This window comes from Arenimonas sp. (assembly GCF_019459675.1).
GTDB lineage: Bacteria > Pseudomonadota > Gammaproteobacteria > Xanthomonadales > Xanthomonadaceae > Arenimonas.
Map to the genome: position 1 here is coordinate 1 of NZ_JAIBFH010000116.1, position 16,656 is coordinate 16,656.

The following is a 16,656-nucleotide window of genomic DNA, read 5'->3' on the forward strand; positions in this document are numbered from 1 at the left end:
CCCGCCGGCCAGGGGCTCGGCGTTGGGTTCGCCCTGGGGGCCGTCGGCGTTCACGCGTAAGTGGGGCACTATGAACCGGCGGATCCCTTTCCCGCCCGGCGGCGCGTCCGGCAGGCGCGCCAGCACCAGGTGGATGATGTTCTCCGACAGGTCGTGTTCGCCGCCGCTGATCCACATCTTGGCGCCGCTCAGGCGGTAGCTGCCGTCGGCCGCGGGTTCGGCACGCGTGCGGATGTCGCCCAGCGACGATCCCGCCTGCGGCTCGCTCAGGCACATCGTGCCCAGGAAGCGGCCCTGCAGGATCGGCGTGCGGTAGCGCGCGCACTGCGCCGGCGTGCCGTGCGCCTGCAGCAGGTTGGCCACGCCGCGCGCCAGCATCGTGTAGCCGGAGGTGGACACGTTGGCGGCCACGAACATCGCGTCGCAGGCCAGGCCCACGGCGTAGGGCAGCTGCATGCCGCCTTCGTCGGCGTCGGCCAGCATGGCGGTGAAACCCGCCTGCGCGTAAGCGTCAAGCGCCACCTTCACCTGCGGGATGATTTCAACCCGGCCATCGACGAAGCGCGGCTCGTGTTCGTCGCTGGCGCGGTTGTGGCCGGCGAACGTGGCGTCCGCCAGGTCCTGCGCAGCGTCGAGCACGGCATCGAAGGTTTCGCGCGAATGCTCGGCGAAGCGCGGGTAGCGGCACAGGGACCCGGCGTCCTGCACCTCGTGCAGAAGGAAGTCGAGGTTGCGGCGATCCACGGAACGGCTGTCGGTCATGGCGGGGCTGGCGGGAAGGTCAGCGCCAAGGGTAGCAAGGCCGCGCGGCCGCGGCGTCAGTCGCGCCCGGTGATGCGGGCCTGCGCGCGCGACTGCAGCGCCGCCAGCGCCTTGGGGATGCTGGCCGCGGCGTCCACGCGGATCACCTGGCGGTCGTGCTCGGGCTGCAGGCCGTTGTCGAGCTCATGGGCCCAGGTGACGTGGTAAGGCACGTGGATGCCCCAGCCGCCCAGGCGCACCACCGGCTCGATGTCCGAGCGCAGGGAGTTGCCGACCATGGCGAAGGACTCCGGTTCGACCCCGAACTCCAGCAGCAGACGCGTATACGAACGCGCGTCCTTTTCGGACACGATCTCGATGCGCCGGAACAGGTCCGCCAGTCCCGAAGCGGCCACTTTTGCTTCCTGGTGGAACAGGTCGCCCTTGGTCACCAGCACCACCGGATAGTGGTGCGCAATGGCGGCCACGGCGTCACGGATGCCGGGCAGCAGCTCCACCGGATGCGCCATCACCTGCTTGCCCAGGCCCACGATGCGGTGCATGTCGTCGGCCGCGATACGCCCGCCGGTCACCGCGAACGCGGCCTCCAGCATCGACAGCGTCATGCCCTTGGCGCCGTAGCCGAACAGGCGGATGCTGGCGCGCTCGGTTTCCAGCAGGCGCTCGTGCAGGCGCGCGTCGGCCAGGTCGACGTAGCGGCCGACGATGGATTCGAACTCGGCGTGGGCCGACTGGTAGTAACCCTCGCTGTGCCAGAGGGTGTCGTCACCATCGAAGCCGATCAGCTGGATCATGTGCATGGCAGGTGCCGGGGGGACCCCAAGGGTACTACCGTCGGGGCCCCGGCCGCGCCTGCCCCGGCATGGCCCGGCCCTCACGCGCCAATGCGGCATCATGGCGGCCTGCTTTCGAGGAACCCTGATGACCGACGAGAACGCCAACAGCCCCGGCCCGGCCCTGCTTACGCCCGTGGAGGCCCGCATCCTGGGCAGCCTGGTGGAGAAGGAAGCCACCACGCCCGAAGCCTATCCGCTGACCGCCAATGCGGTGGTGCTGGCCTGCAACCAGAAATCCAACCGCGACCCGGTCCTCGAGCTCGAGCCCGGCGACGTGGGCCACGCCCTGCGCGAAATGGAGGGCCGCGGCCTGGTGCGATCGGTGCACGGCGCCCGCGCCCAGCGCTACGAGCACCGTTTCGCCAGCAGCTACTCAGTGACGCAGCCTCAGCAGGCCGTTCTGAGCGTGATGCTGCTGCGCGGCCCGCAAACGGTGGCCGAACTGATGACGCGCTGCGAGCGGCTGGCCACCCTGCGCGACCAGGACGACGTGCGCCAGCTGCTGGATCGGCTGGCCCAGCGCGGCTTCCTGGTCAACCTGGGGCGCGCGTCCGGGCAGCGCGAGGACCGCTACATGCACCTGCTGGGCGGTCCGGTGTCAGCCGACCAGTTTGTCACCGCCAGCCGCCCGGCCGCCGACCGCAGCGGCCTGGAGGCGCGCGTGGAGGCGCTGGAGAACGACCTGGCCGAACTGCGCCAGAAGCTGGCCCATCTGCTGGACTGAGCCCGCCTGGGCTCAGCGCACCGGCGGCTCCTCGGCCTTGCCGATCACCGCCAGGCCACCGTGCAGCCGGTACACGGCCGAGTGCGCGCGTCCGAACACCTGCCTGCTGGCTTCTTCCAGGGTGGCGCCCGCGTCGGCCGCCATCCAATACCTTCCGCAGTCGTCGCCCGTGGCCCGGGATCTCGCCAGCAGGTGTGCGCCCAGGCGCTGGCCGCTGATGCGCTGCGGGGCGTCGCCACTGGCGTAAACGCCCACCAGCTCGGTTTCCGGCGACGGCCGCAGCAGCCACACCGTGGCGTCGGGCGCGGTGAGCAGCAGGGCCACTTTCCCCGGCACCACGATTTCCACCCGCCGGATGGACTCGCGGCCCGGCTCGGCGTCGGGCACCGACTGGCCACCGTCCACCACGATCACCTTGCCCGGCACCGGCAGCATCAGTCCGGGGAACTGGCAGCGACTCCAGTCCACCCCGGCGGGCGCCACGGCGACGGGCGACGGCGCGGGCGCCGCCACCGGAGCGGGCGCTTCGGCCCCACAGCCGGCCAGCAGGGCCAGGGTGAGCAGCGGCAGGCAGCGAAACGGGACCAGGGACATGGCGGGATTCCGGGGGGCGGGTGCGGCCAAAGCATACCGGAGCCACCCGCGCGGTTTGCTCAGGGATGCTCGGCCCCGGTGTGGACGCGCTCGCGGCGCAGCAGGTAAAGCCCGCTGGCCACGACGATGCCGGCGCCCAACAGCGTCATGCCGTCGGGCAGCACTTGCCACACCAGCCAGTCCAGACCCAACGCCCACGCCAGGGCGCTGTATTCGAAGGGCGCCACCACCGACGCCTGGCCGACGCGGAAGGCTTCGGTGATGGCGACCTGGCCCCCGAACCCGCTCAGGCCAACGGCCACGATGATCCAGCCATCCGCCCCCTGCAGCGGCTGCCAGGCCGGCCAGGCCAGGGCGGCGGCACCCACGCCGGTCATCACCAGCATCCACAGCACCATGCTTTGCGAGCTGTCGGTACGGTGCAGCACGCGCACCAGGATGGCCGACAGCGCGTAAGCCGTTGCCGCCAGCAGCACCGCCAGGCCGGCCCAGCCCAACACGCCTTCGCCGCTGGGCCGCAGCACCACCAGCACGCCCACCATCCCCACCGCGATGGCGGACCAGCGCCGGGGGCCGACTTTTTCGCCCAGCAGCGGCACCGACAGCGCCGTGATCAGCAGCGGCGCGACGAAGAACAGCGCATAGGCGCCCGTCATCGGCATGCGCTTGAGCGCATAGGCGAACGCCGACAGCATCACGATCGACAGCGCGCCCCGCAGCAGGTGCAGGGGCCAGCGCACCTTCCACAGCGTGGCTACCGTTCCGGTGGCCGCCACCCACAGCAGCACCAGCGGCAGCGAAGAAAGGCCGCGGATAGCCGCCACCTGCATGGCAGGGTAGTGCGCGGAAAGCTGCTTGAGCCCGCCATCCATCAGCGAGAAAAAGCCGACGGCGATCAGCATCGCGACAATGCCGCGCACATTGTTCTGGGTTTGCATCCGCCTATTCTGGGCCGCGGCCGCGCCGCGCGCACGCGCCGCCTCAGCGTTTGGCGCAGGCCAGCGCCACCTTTGCATCCAGATCCGAGCGCTGGCGGAAACTGAGCCGGTTCCAAAGCCGGTCCCGGGTGAGGTCAGCCGCCTGGCGTGCGGCGGCGCAGCGGGTGGGGGCGGGTTTGACGGCCGGGCGCACGGCCCGCGCCGCCGGTCCGGGCGCGCGCGTGCGCGACGGCACCACCGCAGCCGCCACCGGCTGCACGGGCGGCGGGACGGCCTGCGGTGGGGACCGTCGTGACCAGGCGGTGCGCTGGTGGGCCGCGCAAGGCAGCGACTGGTAGCTGGCGACGCCGTCGGCGCCGATGCATTTGTTCAGCGATGCCGGCAGCGGACCGGGCAGCAGGAGAAACGTCAGCAGGATGGCGTGCATGGCGGGCCCTCGTTGGGGCTTCATTGCACGCCGTTGCCCCGGGCCGCGCCGTCGGAAATGGCCGCTGCATGGCGACGAACGCGCCTTGCGGGCGCGTCAGCAGGACGCCCCGTCAGGGCTCGACGCCGTCGCCACCCAGCAGGTCCGGGTCGCGGCAGGTCAGCACCACCCAGCGCTTGATGCCCTCGCGCTGCGCCTGGGTCAGCTCCAGCCACGGCAGCTGCAAGGCCAGGTCGTTGAAGTCGTGGGCCTTGGTGCATTCGCTCTTGCGCGGCGGCGGCACGGCGCTGGCCACCGCATCGCGCAGCCGCATTTCGTCGGCGATGCGCGCCTGCGCTTCCAGGCGCTGCTGCTCCGCCAGCCGCGCGGTCTCGGCAATGCGCTGGGCCTCGGCCTGGGCCAGCGCAGCGCGCGCCGCCAGTTCTTCCGGAGACGGCTCCGGGTCGGGTGCGGCCTCGCGTTTCCACACCTCACTGCTGCCTTTGGCGCAGGGTTCGGACTGGATGCTGACCAAGCCCTGCGGGTCGCTGCACTTGTACAGCGCCTGGGCCGCCGCCAGCGGCGACGCCAGCAGCAGCGCCAGGATCAGCATCGGCCGCAGTGCCCGGGCGTGCCCGCAGGCGCGGGCGGGAAGAGCGCCCGCACCCGGCTGCCGGTGCTTGCTCATGGCGCAGCAGGCGCGGCTGCCGCCGTTGCCGGTGCCTGTTCGGCGGGCGCGTCAGCCCGCAGATGCTGGTCGAGGAAAGCGAGGATCTTGCCCCAGCCTTCGATCTGGTTTTTCTTCTTGCTGAAGCCGTGGCCTTCATCGGCGAACAGCACGTATTCCACCGGAACGCCGTTCTTCTTCACCGCCTCCACGATTTCATCGGACTCGACCTGGATCACGCGCGGGTCGTTGGCACCCTGCAGCACCATCAACGGCACGTTGATCTTGTCGGCGTGGAAGAGCGGCGAGGTTTCGATCAGGAAATCGCGCTGCGTTTCGGGGTTGCCGATCTCCTGGTACAGCGCCAGGCGCGCGGACTCCCAGTACGGCGGAATGGACTCGAGCGTGCGCAGCCAGTTCGAGACGCCGAAGATGTTCACTCCCACCTTGAACTCGCCCGGCTTGAACGCCAGCGCTGCCAAGGTCATGTAGCCGCCGTAGCTGCCGCCGATGATGCCGATCTTGTCGTCGTCCACGTAGTCCAGCGACTGCAGGTATTTCTTGGCCTCGATGGTGTCCCACAGCGGCTCGCGGCCGTGCTTGCCGTCGTCGGCGGCGAAGAAGGTCTTGCCGTAGCCCGAGCTTCCGCGGTTGTTGATGCCCAGCACCACGTAGCCGTGGTTGGCCAGGTACTGGATGGTGGCCGAGTGCGCGCGCGTGGTCTGCCCGCCCGGGCCACCGTGCACCCACACCAGCGCGGGCGCCTTGGCGTCGGCCGTGGCCTGGTGCGGCTTCCACAGGATGTTGGGGATCTCCATGCCGTCGAAGCTCTTGAAGCGCACCACGCTTGAATCCACCAGGTCGGCCGGGTCGATGGCCGGGTTGAGCGAGGTGGTGAGCGGCTTGGCTTCGCCGCCAATTTCCAGCAGGTACAGGTCGTTGGGCTGGCGGTCGCCGTTGAGGTAGAAGGCCAGGCGCTTTTCCGAATCGGCGATGCGCAGGCCGCGGATCTCGCCGGCCGGCAGCGCCGGCAGCGGCTGCTCGGCGCCGGTGGCGGCGTCGTACAGCTTCACGCTGGTGCTGCCGTCCACGTTGGTGGCCACGGCCAGGTACTTGCCGCCCTTGGAGAAGTAGGCCGCCACGATGTCCCAGTCGGCGCTGCGCACCGGCTCGTGTTCCCAGTTGCCCAGCTTCACCCGACGCAGCTGCGCGAACTCGCCCTGGTCGTTGGCGGTGTAGTAAAGCCACTGGCCGTCGGGGCTGAAGTCCTGGGCGTTGAACGCCGCCTGGCCTTCGTGCTGCGACACTTTCGTGGACTGGCCCGTGGCCAGCTCCACCACGAACAGGTCGCTGTCGTTGGTGGTGTTGGTCTTGCCCAGCGCCATCCACTTTCCGTCCTGCGAGATCGCGCCCGGCTCGAGGCCTTCGTTGTTCTCGTACACCCGGGTGCGCTCGTAGGTGGTGCTGTCGTAGCGGTAGACGTCGAAGTAGCGCGGATCACGTTCATTGCTGATCACGTGGAAGGCGCTGCCGTCGCCGTTGAAGCCCATGAACTCGGCCCTGAGGTTCTCGCCAGGCGTGAGGTCCTTCTCGGTGCCGTCGGCCTGGATGACGTACAGGTGGTTGAGTTCGTTGCCGCCCTGGTCGCGGGTGATCAGGGTGCGGTCGTCGGCCGGGAAATACGCCACGGCATAGTTGTTGTCGGTGGTGGACTGCGTCACCGCCGTCCAGTCGCCGCCGGCGACGGGCATCGAGTAAACGTTCCAGATGCCGGACTTGTTCGACGAGAACAGCAGGCGCGATTCGTCAGCGCTGAAGGACGCGCCGGCCACGCCGGTGGATTCGACGAAGTCCTCGATGGCGTACTGCCGGGACGGGCGCGCGATGGCGGCTTCGGCGGCGGGCGTGGTGGTGGTGCCGGCCCCGGCCGTGGCCTCCGGAGCGGTGGCCGGCTTGCAGGCGGCCAGCGAGAGCGACAGCGCGATGGCGAGCGTCAGGGCGGTGCGGCGGACGAGGGGCATGGGCGGTCTCCGGGGTAGGCGTTGGCTGACTCTACGCCGGTCCCGGGCGCCCGCCCAATCGCCCGAAAGTCACCCCGGGCCGACGGGCCGGAACCGGGGCGGGGGCCGGGCGTCCCGGCGGGCGGCGGCGCGGGCGAGGATGGCTTCGCGCTCCTTGGTGCCGGCCTGGCCCCAGCAAAGGATTTCCTGCACGTGCCGGCCGCAGCCGATGCACACGTCGGCATCGTCCAGGCAGCAGTTGCGGACGCAGGGGGATTCGGGCAATTCCGCAGGGCTGGCCATGGCGCGGAGTGTGTGGCTTTCCAGACGCCTCCGCCACAGCCCCCGGGTGCCGCCGACGAAGCGGCGGGCCGGCCCCTCCCGTTGATCGCCCGACGTCAGGTCGGCAGCGTCTGCTTGCTGCCCAGCGCCTCGCCGTCGCCGGTGATGGCGGCGGTGGCGAAGGCCAGCAGCTTGCCCACGGCGCCCGACGGACCGGTCCACGCTTCGGCATGCGTGGGGATCACGCGCAGCAGGGTCAGGTCGGGGTCGTCGCGGCCGCCGCTGAAGAACACACCGTGCATCGGCGACCACAGTTCGGAGATCTTGGCCTGGTCGTGCATCTCCTGCGCTTTGCCGCTGACGCACAGGTAGGTGTTCTTTTCCTTCGACCCGTAGGTCAGGCAGATTGCAGGGATGGCGTGCACTTCGCCCACCACGTCGGACTTGCGCGAGGTCAGGAACCACAGGTGGCCTTCGTCGTCCACCTGCTGGGTATCCATCGGCCGGCTGTGCAGCTGGCCGCCGCCATCGCGGGTGGTGAACATCGCGATGTCGAGGTCCATGACCAGTTCGCGCAACTCTTCGATCTGCTGTTTCCGGGTGCTTTGCATGGTGGTTCCTCTGGGGGGATGACGGAAGCGCTGCAAGTTCGGTGCCAGTGCTATCGCGTCGCTGAACGGCGGATGCACCCGTGCGCCGTGTGCGCGCGCTGCGGTGTTAGCGTGGCGCCACTTCACAGGCCCAGGAGCCGCGCCATGTCCGACACATCCCGGCTCGCCACCATCACGGCGTTCCTGATCAAGCACCGCAACTCGCCGGTGTTCCACGGCGGTGGCGACCCCGACAGCGTGACCACCGCCGAGCCTGTCGACACCGCGGCCGCCGAACAGTTCACCACCGACCTCGAAGCGCTCGGCCCGACCTTCGTCAAGATCGGCCAGATGCTGTCGACGCGGCCCGACCTGGTGCCGCCCGAATACATCACCGCGCTAGTGCGGCTGCAGGACAAGGTGGCGCCCGCGGACCTGGAAGTGATCGAGGCGCAGATCGCCAGCGAACTGGGCGCGCCGCTCAAGCACCTGTTCGCCGAGTTCGATCCGGTGCCGCTCGGCACCGCCTCGTTCGCGCAGGTGCACGCCGCGGTGCTGCCCAGTGGCCGGAAGGTGGCGGTGAAGGTGCAGCGGCCGGGCCTGGTGGCCGCGATCGAAGCCGACATGGCCACCCTCGGCAGCCTGATCGCATCGCTGGGCATGGTCAGCGGCGTCGGCAAGCGCCTGGGCTTCGGCGAGTGGCTGGCGGAGTTCCGCGCCACCATGCTGGCCGAGCTGGACTACCTGCAGGAAGCCAACAACCTGGAGACCTTCCGCACGCGGCTCGAACCCTACCCGCGCATCAGCGTTCCGGCGCCGGTGTGGGACTACACCACGCGGCTGGTGCTGACGATGGACCGCGCCGAGGGCATACGCGTCACGCAGATCCCCGACGTGCTGCGCACCGAGGCCGACCTGTCGCCGCTGGCCGGCGACCTGGGCCGCGCGTACCTGGACCAGATCTTCATGCACGGCCTGATCCACGCCGACCCGCATCCGGGCAACGTGGTGCTCACCGCCGACCAGGACCTGGTGCTGCTGGACCTGGGCATGGTGGGCCACGTGCCGCCGCGCATGCGCGACCAGCTGCTCAAGCTGATCCTGGCCACCACCGAAGGCCGCGGCGAACAGGTCTCCGAAACCCTGATGCACATGGGCACCCGGCTGGAGGATTTCGACGAGCCGCGCTTCACCCGCGAAACCAGCCGCATGGTGGCGCGCTTCTCCAACAGCTCGGTGCGCACCGACTCCGAAGGCAGCTTCCTGCTTCAGCTGGTGCGCATCGGCGGCGACTGCGGCCTGCGGCCGCCGGCCGAACTGACCCTGCTGGGCAAGACCCTGCTCAACCTCGAGGCGGTACTGCTGGCGCTGGACGCCAACATGTCCATGCGCGACGTGCTCAAGGACCACCTGCCCGAACTGTTCCGCGCCCGCACCCGCTCAAGCCTGGACCTGGGCCGCCTGGCCACCGACGCGCTGGAAATGCAGGAGCTGGTGCGCGAGGCGCCGCAGCGGCTGTCGGTGCTGCTGCGCACACTGGCCGACAACCGCTTCAAGGTGAACATCGCCGGGCTGGAGGAATCGCACCTGATCGAAAGCATGCAGAAGATCGCCAACCGCATCACCGTGGGCATCATCGCCGCAGCGATGATCGTCGGCGCGGCGCTGATCATGGACGTGCCCAGCACGCGGCAACTGTTCGGTTACCCGGCGCTGGCGCTGGTGATGTTCCTGATCGCGGCGGGCCTGGGCGGCGCGCTGGTGATCAGCATCCTGGCCGGCGACCGCAAGTCCAAGCCCAGGGCGGAGAAAGATCCGCTCTGAGCCACGCACGGCCTGCAACTTGCCCGGCCGCGGGCCAGCATTTCGCAGGCCGCGCGGCGGCCGGGCGGGGATATCCGCGCCGGGAAGCACGCCGCTGTGGCCTGTGCGCGGTTGGCCAGGTCCTTGCAGGGGAAGTGGACCCCCCCCCGCATGGAATCGAGCCCATGGCGTCGCCCTTCGTCCGCCCTTCCATCCGCCCTTCCATCCGCCCCTCCCTGCGCGTGGGCATCGTGCTGTCGGCGCCCTGGGCGCTGGCCGAAGACCTGCGCCTGGACGGCATCGAGGTCCGCGAAGCCCGCCGCTACGCCCACTGGCTGGGCCGCGAACTCCAGTGGCGGCTTGTGACGCCCGACCAGCTGCCGCAGGCGCTCAACCAGAAGCAACTGGACCTTGCGATCGGCGGCCTGGGCGCGACGCCTGAACTTCGCGCCAGCGCGCGCCTGGCCACGTTTTCCACGCATCGTCTGCATGCGCACCAATGCCCGCACGGCGTTGGCTACCGTCATGTCTGGGCGGTGTCCCGCGGCGCGTGGCGCGACTGGGCGGCCGCCAATGCCTTCCTGCAGGTGGTGCGCCATCGCAACGCCGCCGCGCATGGCCGCCACTGACCGTGGAGCCCGCCGACTGGCTGGGCTGGACCGCGTCCTGCGTGCTGCTGGCCACCCTCGGCCGGCAGATCCGGGTGCAGTGGCGCGAACGCTCCACCCAGGGCGTCTCGGGCCTGCTGTTCGCGGGCCAGATCCTGGCCAGCCTGGGCTTCATTGCCTACAGCTGGCTGCTGGATAACCGGGTGTTCGTCGTGACGAACGCCGCCATCCTGCTCACCGCCGTCGTCGGGCTGTGGGTCCATCGCCGCAACGTCCTGCTGGAAAAATCCGGCACGGCGTGAGCCGGCCTTCCCCTTCGCGCACGGAGCAACCCGCCCATGGCCACCCGCAAGAAAACCACCGGCAACAAGACGCCGGCGAAAAGAACCGGCCCCGCCGGCCCCAGCCCGGAAGCGATGGCCCGGCAGCTGGCCGACACCGACGCCACCGCCGCCGCCATGCCCACCAACGCCATCAAGCCTGCCGAGTTCGGCCAGGGCGCCGGTGCGCCGCCTGCGGGCGAAACGGTGCAGCCGGCGTCGCGCGCCGTCACCGGCAGCACGCTGTCGGAAGGCACCGACACCGGCAAGACCGGCGCGCCGGCCGCCGACGGCCAGGACCCCACCACCACGCCGCTGGAACGCGTGCGGGTGGACGCCACCGGCCGCGGCCTGACCACCAACCCGGGCGTGCCGGTGGCCGACAACCAGAGCTCGCTCAAGGCCGGCCTGCGCGGCCCCGCGCTGCTGAAGGACTTCATCCTGCGCGAGAAGATCACCCACTTCGACCATGAACGCATCCCCGAGCGCATCGTGCACGCGCGTGGCTCCGGCGCGCACGGCGTGTTCGAGTCCTACCGCTCGCTGGCCGACATCACCCGCGCGGCGCCGTTCCAGGAAGCGGGCAAGCAGACGCCCGTGTTCGTGCGATTCTCCACCGTGGCCGGCGAGCGCGGCTCGAAAGACACGGCGCGCGACGTGCGCGGCTTCGCGGTGAAGTTCTACACCGACGAGGGCAACTGGGACCTGGTGGGCAACAACATGCCGGTGTTCTTCATCCAGGACGCGATGAAGTTCCCCGACCTGGTGCACGCCGTGAAGCCCGAGCCGCACCACGGCATGCCCCAGGCCGGATCGGCGCACGACACGTTCTGGGACTTCGTTTCCCTGATGCCCGAGTCCACCCACATGCTGGTGTGGGCGATGTCCGACCGCGGCATCCCGCGCAGTTACCGGATGATGCAGGGCTCCGGCGTGCACACGTTCCGCTTCGTCAACGAGGCGCGCGAGTCGTCGCTGGTGAAGTTCCACTGGAAGCCACTGCTGGGCACGCATTCGCTGGTGTGGGAGGAGGCGGTGAAGATTTCCGGCTGCGACCCGGACTTCCACCGCCGCGACCTGTGGGAAGCCATTGAATCGGGCGCTTACCCCGAGTGGGAGCTGGGGGTGCAGGTGTTCAGCGAAGCCGAGGCCGACCAGTTCAGCTTCGACGTATTGGATGCGACCAAGCTGATCCCGGAGGAACTGGTGCCGGTGACGCCGATCGGCCGCATGGTGCTCAACCGCAACCCGGACAACTTCTTTGCCGAAACCGAGCAGGTGGCGTTCTGCACTGCGCACGTGGTGCCAGGCATTGATTTCACCAATGATCCGCTGCTGGCCGGGCGCATCCACTCCTACGTGGACACGCAGATCTCACGGCTGGGCGGACCGAACTTCCACGAACTGCCGATCAATGCGCCGCTGGCGCCGGTGCACAACAACCAGCGCGACGGCATGCACCGCCAGGCGATCCACCGCGGCCGCGTGTCCTACGAGCCCAACTCGCTGGGCGGCGGCTGCCCGTTCCAGACCGGGCAGATGGGCTTCGTGCCCTTCCCCGAGCCGGTGGCGGGCGACGAGATGCGCGGCAAGCCCGAAAAGTTCGCCGAGCACTACGGCCAGGCCAGGCTCTTCTTCGACAGCCAGAGCGCGGTGGAGAAAGCGCACATCGTCGCCGCGTTCCGGTTCGAGCTGAGCAAGGTCACCGTGCCGGCGATCCGCACCCGCACGCTGGCGATGCTGCGCAACGTGTCTGACGAACTGGCGGGCGGCGTGGCGCAGGGCCTGGGCATGGACCTGCCCGAGCCGATGCCGCGTGCGATCGAGCGCGCGCCCAAGGCCGAGGTGAAGGTGTCGCCGGCGCTGTCGCTGATGGCGCTGCCGGGCGAACAGGGCGTGCTGTCGCGCAAGGTGGCCATCGTCATCGCCGATGGCGTCGACGGCGCCGTGGTGGCCACGATGCAGGCCGCGCTGCGCAAGGCCGGCGCCATGGGGCGCCTGGTGGGGCCACGCGTGGGAGCGTTCACCGCCGCCGACGGCACCGTGCTGGAAGCCGAGGCTTCGTTCGAGAACGAGCCGTCGGTGCTGTTCGACGGCCTGGTGCTGCCGGGCGGCAAGGGCGCGTTCGCCGCGCTGGGTGGCCATGCGCTGGTGCATGAATACATCAAGGACCAGTACCGGCACCTGAAGACCATCCTGGCGATCGGCTCGGGCGTTGCGCTGCTGGAAGGCGCGGGCTTGCCCGTCGACGGCAAGGATGCCGGGCTGCTGGTGCATGCCAAGGGCAAGGCCGACCAGGCGACCGCGTTCATCGATGCGCTGGCCCACCACCGCCACTACGCGCGCGACCGCGATCCGCCGAAGGTTTGATGCCGCGCGGCGCCGCCGCGCTTCCGGCGCGCCCGGGGTTAAGTAGTTATTTTGCGACGGCACCTGCAGCGCGCCCATCAGGTGGGAAAAATCGTGCAGGCGGCCGGCGATGAGGTGGCTCACGCCGTCCACCTTTTCCCAGCGGCCGTCCACGGCCAGCAGGCTGGCATTGGCCAGTTCGCGGCGCTGGCGTTCGGCCAGGTCCTTCCAGATCACCACGCTGACGGTGCCGTCCTCGTCTTCCAGCGTGACAAACGTGACGCCCTTGGCCGTGCCGGGGCGCTGGCGCAGCGTCACCAGGCCGGCGTGGCGGATGTGGGCGCCGTGCGGCAGCGCCGCCAGTTCGCGCGAGGGCCGGCAGCGCTGCGCGCGCAGCTGCTTGCGCATCAGCCGCAGCGGGTGCGGGCCCAGGGTGGTGCCGAAGCTGGCGTAGTCGGCCAGCACCGCTTCGCCGGGCGTGGGCGGCGGCAGCGCGATGCGCGCCTCGGGCGAGGCCTCGAGGCCGGCGAACAGCGGCAGGCTGGTTTCCACGCCGCTGGCGGCCCAGCGTGCGCGGTTGCGGTGGCCCACCAGGCCGCGCAGGGCGTTGGCTTCGGCCAGCAGGTCGAGCTGGCGGCGGTCGAGGCCGGCGCGGTGGGCGAGGTCGTCGAGGTGCCGGAACGGGGCTTGGGCGCGGGCGATCATCAGGCGTTCGGCGGCGGCCTTGGGGAACCCGGAAACCTGGTTCAGGCCCAGCCTTATCGCGGGCTGGTCGAGCCCGGGGACGGATGCCCCGCCCACGATGGCCCGGGACGGGTGGCGGTTTGCCGCGGCGTGCATCGCGGACGGGCCGTCGGGCCCGATGGCTTCAAGCGCGCAGTCCCAGTCGCTGGACCGCACGTCCACCCCACGCACCTCGATGCCGTGCCGCCGCGCATCCTGCAGCAGCTGGTCGGGCGTATAGAACCCCATGTGCGTGGGCGTGTTGATCAGCGCGCAGGCGAACGCCGCCGGCTCGTGGCACTTGAGCCAGCTGCTGGTGTAGGCCACCAGCGCGTAGCTGGCGGCGTGCGATTCGGGGAAACCGTAGCTGCCAAAGCCCTTCACCTGTTCGAAGATGCGCTCGGCGAACTCGTCGGGGTAGCCGCGCTCGCGCATGCCGGCCAGCAGGCGCTCGCGGTGCGGCTCCAGGCCGCCGTGGCGTTTCCATGCGGCCATCGAGCGGCGCAGCTGGTCGGCTTCGCCCGGCGTGTAGCCGGCGGCGACGATGGCGATCTGCATCACCTGTTCCTGGAACAGCGGGATGCCGAGCGTGCGGCTGAGCACTTTTTCCAGCGCCGGCGACGGGTAGACCACGGCTTCGCGGCCCAGGCGACGCTGCAGGTAGGGATGCACCATCTTTCCTTCGATCGGGCCGGGCCGCACGATGGCCACCTGTACCACCAGGTCGTAGTAACAGGCGGGTTTGAGGCGCGGCAGCATGGCCATCTGCGCGCGGCTTTCGATCTGGAAAGTGCCCACGGTGTCGGCGCGCTGGATCATGGCGTATACCTGCGGATCCTCGGCGGGAATGTCCTGCACGGTGAGGTCGCGGCGGCCGCTGTCGCGCAGCAGCTGCAGGCAGCGGGCAATGGCGCCCAGCATGCCGATGCCCAGCACGTCCACCTTCATCAGGCCCAGGGTGTCGAGGTCGTCCTTGTCCCACTGGATGACGGTGCGGTCGGGCATGGCGGCGTTTTCCACCGGCACCAGGGTGTGCAGGGGCGCGTCGGAGATGACGAAGCCGCCCGGGTGCTGGGACAGATGCCGCGGGAAGTTCAGCAGCTGCGCGGTGAGCGCCAGCACGCGCTTTATCGCGGCGTTGTCCGGGTCGAAGCCGGCTTCGCGCAGGCGCTCGTCGGCCGGCAGCGCGCTGTCCCAGCGGCCCAGGGTGCGCGCCAGGCGGTCCACCTGGTCGGGGGCCAGGCCCAGGGCCTTGGCCACGTCGCGGATGGTGCTGCGGCCTGAATACGTGGTGGCGATGGCGGTGAGCGCGGCGCGTTCGCGACCGTAGCGTTCGTACACGTACTGGATCACTTCCTCGCGGCGGGTGGAATCGAAGTCCACGTCGATGTCGGGCGGTTCGCGCCGCTCGCGCGAGATGAAGCGCTCCATCAGCATGCCGATGCGGGCGGGGTCGACTTCGGTGATGCCCAGCACGTAGCACACCACCGAATTGGCGGCCGAGCCACGGCCCTGGCAGACGATGCCGCGCGAGCGGGCGAAGCGGACGATGTCGTGCACGGTGAGGAAATACGATTCGTACGTGAGTTCTTCGATCAGCGCGAGTTCGCCGTCTATTTTTTCCTGCACGCCGTCCGGAACACCGGCGGGCCAGCGCCAGCGCGCGCCTTCACCGCACAGTTCCCGCAGCCACTGGGTGGGCGTGTGGCCTTCGGGCACCACTTCACGCGGGTACTGGTAGCTGAGCTGGTCCAGGCTGAAGGTGCAGCGCGCGGCCACCGCCAGCGTTTCGGCCAGCAGCTCGGGCGGGTAGGCCTGGGCCAGGGCTTCGCGGGTACGCAGGTGGCGCTCGCCGTTGGGGAAAAGGCGCTCGCCCGCTTCGCGCACCGTGGTGCGGTGGCGGATGGCGGTGACCGTGTCCTGCAGCGCACGGCGGCCGCGGGCGTGCATGTGCACGTCGCCGGCGGCCACCAGCGGCAGGCCCAGCGTGGCGCCCAGATCGCGCAGCTGCTGCAGCCGGCGCGCGTCGCGGGCGCCTCGGTGCAGCCCCACCGCGATCCAGCTGCGGCCAGGGAACGTGGCCTGGACCCAGGCACCGTGCGCGGCCACCGGTGCGTCGCCCGGCACCCACAGCGCCAGCACGCCTTCGGTGTCGCCGGCCAGGTCGGCCATCGCCAGCCGATAGCTGCCCTTGGCCGCGCGCCGCCGACCCACGGTGATCCAGCGGCACAGCGTCTGGTAGCCGGGCAGCGTCTGCGCCAACAGCACCAGCTTGGGCCCGTTCGCGAGCTGTATTTCGCTGCCGACAATCAGCGCCACGCCGCTGTCGCGCGAAGCTTCGAACGCCCGCACGATGCCGGCCAGCGAGGCTTCGTCGGTGATCGCCAGTGCGCTGTAGCCCAGCGCCTTCGCCCGCGCGAACAGCTCCTTCGCCGAACTCGCCCCCCGCAGGAAACTAAAGTTCGACAAACAATGAAGCTCCGCATGCAGGAACGGGGTCATGCGAACCAGCCGTGGAGCATGAAGGGGGCGGTTTCGCCGGAGGCGCAGAAGGCCCAGGCGCGCTGGCCCTGGGCGGTTTCGAGCACGTAGTAGTCGCGCTGCACGTCGCCGCCGTCCCACCAGCCGGTTTCGATGCGCTCGGGGCCGGCGATGATGCGCGGCGCCGGGCCGCGCAGCGGGATGGGGCGCGACAGCAGCCAGGTGGGGCGCGGTGGATCGAAGCCCGACGGTGGCGCGGGCTCGGCCACGCCCTGCACGCGCTTGAAGCAATGTTCGGGGCGGTGGTCGGCTACCGGCGCCAGCCCGTACACCGCGTCGTTGCCCAGGCGCGCGCGCAGGCGTTCGCGCAGCGCCGGCCAGTCGACCGACTGCTGCGGACGCGCCTCGAACAGTTCGCGCGCGGCCGGCACGAAAGGCGGCAGTTCGCGCGCCAGCAGGCGCAGCGTGCGCACCGGGGCCGGCACGGCCCCGCGGTCGAGCCGGCCGCGCGCCAGTTCGAACCGCGTGGCCGGCGGGCGCGCGGGCGCCCGCCCGCCCCCCGCCCCCGAGGGG

The 16,656-nt window shown here is 70.3% G+C and carries 14 protein-coding genes and 2 pseudogenes; 5 read left to right on the forward strand and 11 right to left on the reverse strand.

Annotated features, from left to right (window positions below):
• A partial coding sequence (locus K0M70_RS04140; protein ID WP_290779656.1) for an acyl-CoA dehydrogenase family protein occupies positions 1-762 on the reverse strand: 762 nt, incomplete at its 3' end.
• 56 nt (positions 763-818) lie between these two features.
• Positions 819-1,556 (reverse strand): HAD family hydrolase, encoded by a 738-nt coding sequence (locus tag K0M70_RS04145; RefSeq protein WP_290779688.1) that lies wholly within the window; start codon positions 1,554-1,556, stop codon positions 819-821.
• Between the two features lie 127 nt (positions 1,557-1,683).
• Here K0M70_RS04145 and K0M70_RS04150 point away from each other — a divergent pair, with 127 nt between their 5' ends.
• Positions 1,684-2,322, forward strand: coding sequence for a DUF480 domain-containing protein (locus K0M70_RS04150; protein ID WP_290779660.1), 639 nt, complete (start codon positions 1,684-1,686; stop codon positions 2,320-2,322).
• Positions 2,323-2,334: 12 nt separating this feature from the next.
• Here the strand turns inward: K0M70_RS04150 and K0M70_RS04155 are convergent, their stop codons facing one another.
• From K0M70_RS04155 to K0M70_RS04185, 7 genes are all read right to left on the reverse strand, one after another.
• A complete protein-coding gene (locus K0M70_RS04155) occupies positions 2,335-2,916 on the reverse strand; it encodes a hypothetical protein (RefSeq protein WP_290779663.1) in 582 nt (193 codons plus the stop codon).
• Between the two features lie 59 nt (positions 2,917-2,975).
• Complete coding sequence (locus K0M70_RS04160) at positions 2,976-3,854, reverse strand: DMT family transporter (protein WP_290779666.1); 879 nt, start codon at positions 3,852-3,854, stop codon at positions 2,976-2,978.
• A 43-nt stretch (positions 3,855-3,897) separates the two neighbouring features.
• Complete coding sequence (locus K0M70_RS04165; RefSeq protein ID WP_290779669.1) at positions 3,898-4,281, reverse strand: hypothetical protein; 384 nt, start codon at positions 4,279-4,281, stop codon at positions 3,898-3,900.
• 112 nt (positions 4,282-4,393) lie between these two features.
• On the reverse strand, positions 4,394-4,948 hold the full coding sequence (locus K0M70_RS04170; RefSeq protein ID WP_290779671.1) for a DUF4124 domain-containing protein: 555 nt from the start codon (positions 4,946-4,948) through the stop codon (positions 4,394-4,396).
• Positions 4,945-6,948, reverse strand: coding sequence for a S9 family peptidase (locus tag K0M70_RS04175; RefSeq protein ID WP_290779673.1), 2,004 nt, complete (start codon positions 6,946-6,948; stop codon positions 4,945-4,947). Before K0M70_RS04175 ends, K0M70_RS04170 begins: the two co-directional genes overlap by 4 nt.
• A 69-nt stretch (positions 6,949-7,017) precedes the next feature.
• Positions 7,018-7,230 carry a DUF1289 domain-containing protein gene (locus K0M70_RS04180; RefSeq protein WP_290779675.1) on the reverse strand — a complete coding sequence of 71 codons (213 nt, stop codon included), beginning with the start codon at positions 7,228-7,230 and terminating at the stop codon, positions 7,018-7,020.
• Positions 7,231-7,325: 95 nt separating this feature from the next.
• Complete coding sequence (locus K0M70_RS04185) at positions 7,326-7,820, reverse strand: pyridoxamine 5'-phosphate oxidase family protein (protein ID WP_290779677.1); 495 nt, start codon at positions 7,818-7,820, stop codon at positions 7,326-7,328.
• A gap of 144 nt (positions 7,821-7,964) precedes the next feature.
• Here K0M70_RS04185 and K0M70_RS04190 point away from each other — a divergent pair, with 144 nt between their 5' ends.
• The 4 genes from K0M70_RS04190 to K0M70_RS04205 all read left to right on the forward strand — a co-directional run bounded on the left by K0M70_RS04190 (position 7,965) and on the right by K0M70_RS04205 (position 12,900).
• Positions 7,965-9,623, forward strand: a complete 1,659-nt coding sequence (locus K0M70_RS04190) for an AarF/UbiB family protein (RefSeq protein ID WP_290779679.1) — start codon at positions 7,965-7,967, stop codon at positions 9,621-9,623.
• Between the two features lie 164 nt (positions 9,624-9,787).
• On the forward strand, positions 9,788-10,231 hold the full coding sequence (locus K0M70_RS04195; RefSeq protein ID WP_290779681.1) for a transporter substrate-binding domain-containing protein: 444 nt from the start codon (positions 9,788-9,790) through the stop codon (positions 10,229-10,231).
• Positions 10,232-10,233: 2 nt separating this feature from the next.
• Positions 10,234-10,512 (forward strand): hypothetical protein, encoded by a 279-nt coding sequence (locus tag K0M70_RS04200; protein ID WP_290779683.1) that lies wholly within the window; start codon positions 10,234-10,236, stop codon positions 10,510-10,512.
• Between the two features lie 36 nt (positions 10,513-10,548).
• The gene (locus tag K0M70_RS04205; protein WP_290779685.1) at positions 10,549-12,900 is read left to right on the forward strand and encodes a catalase; all 2,352 of its coding nucleotides are present in this window, start codon (positions 10,549-10,551) and stop codon (positions 12,898-12,900) included.
• A gap of 42 nt (positions 12,901-12,942) precedes the next feature.
• On the opposite strand, the pseudogene K0M70_RS04210 reads toward K0M70_RS04205, so the two are convergent.
• Positions 12,943-16,104 (reverse strand): annotated as a pseudogene (locus tag K0M70_RS04210) (error-prone DNA polymerase); the annotation flags it as partial.
• Positions 16,101-16,656 (reverse strand): annotated as a pseudogene (locus K0M70_RS04215) (DNA polymerase Y family protein); the annotation flags it as partial. The pseudogenes K0M70_RS04215 and K0M70_RS04210, both read right to left, overlap by 4 nt.

Bases quoted from the DNA above. Each gene is read 5' to 3' on its own strand.
- K0M70_RS04175 (WP_290779673.1), bottom strand. From the start codon at position 6,948: ATGCCCCTCGTCCGCCGCACCGCCCTGACGCTCGCCATCGCGCTGTCG.
- K0M70_RS04150 (WP_290779660.1), top strand. From the start codon at position 1,684: ATGACCGACGAGAACGCCAACAGCCCCGGCCCGGCCCTGCTTACGCCC.
- K0M70_RS04155 (WP_290779663.1), bottom strand. From the start codon at position 2,916: ATGTCCCTGGTCCCGTTTCGCTGCCTGCCGCTGCTCACCCTGGCCCTG.
- K0M70_RS04190 (WP_290779679.1), top strand. From the start codon at position 7,965: ATGTCCGACACATCCCGGCTCGCCACCATCACGGCGTTCCTGATCAAG.
- K0M70_RS04160 (WP_290779666.1), bottom strand. From the start codon at position 3,854: ATGCAAACCCAGAACAATGTGCGCGGCATTGTCGCGATGCTGATCGCC.
- K0M70_RS04145 (WP_290779688.1), bottom strand. From the start codon at position 1,556: ATGATCCAGCTGATCGGCTTCGATGGTGACGACACCCTCTGGCACAGC.
- K0M70_RS04195 (WP_290779681.1), top strand. From the start codon at position 9,788: ATGGCGTCGCCCTTCGTCCGCCCTTCCATCCGCCCTTCCATCCGCCCC.
- K0M70_RS04170 (WP_290779671.1), bottom strand. From the start codon at position 4,948: ATGAGCAAGCACCGGCAGCCGGGTGCGGGCGCTCTTCCCGCCCGCGCC.
- K0M70_RS04180 (WP_290779675.1), bottom strand. From the start codon at position 7,230: ATGGCCAGCCCTGCGGAATTGCCCGAATCCCCCTGCGTCCGCAACTGC.
- K0M70_RS04185 (WP_290779677.1), bottom strand. From the start codon at position 7,820: ATGCAAAGCACCCGGAAACAGCAGATCGAAGAGTTGCGCGAACTGGTC.
- K0M70_RS04165 (WP_290779669.1), bottom strand. From the start codon at position 4,281: ATGCACGCCATCCTGCTGACGTTTCTCCTGCTGCCCGGTCCGCTGCCG.
- K0M70_RS04205 (WP_290779685.1), top strand. From the start codon at position 10,549: ATGGCCACCCGCAAGAAAACCACCGGCAACAAGACGCCGGCGAAAAGA.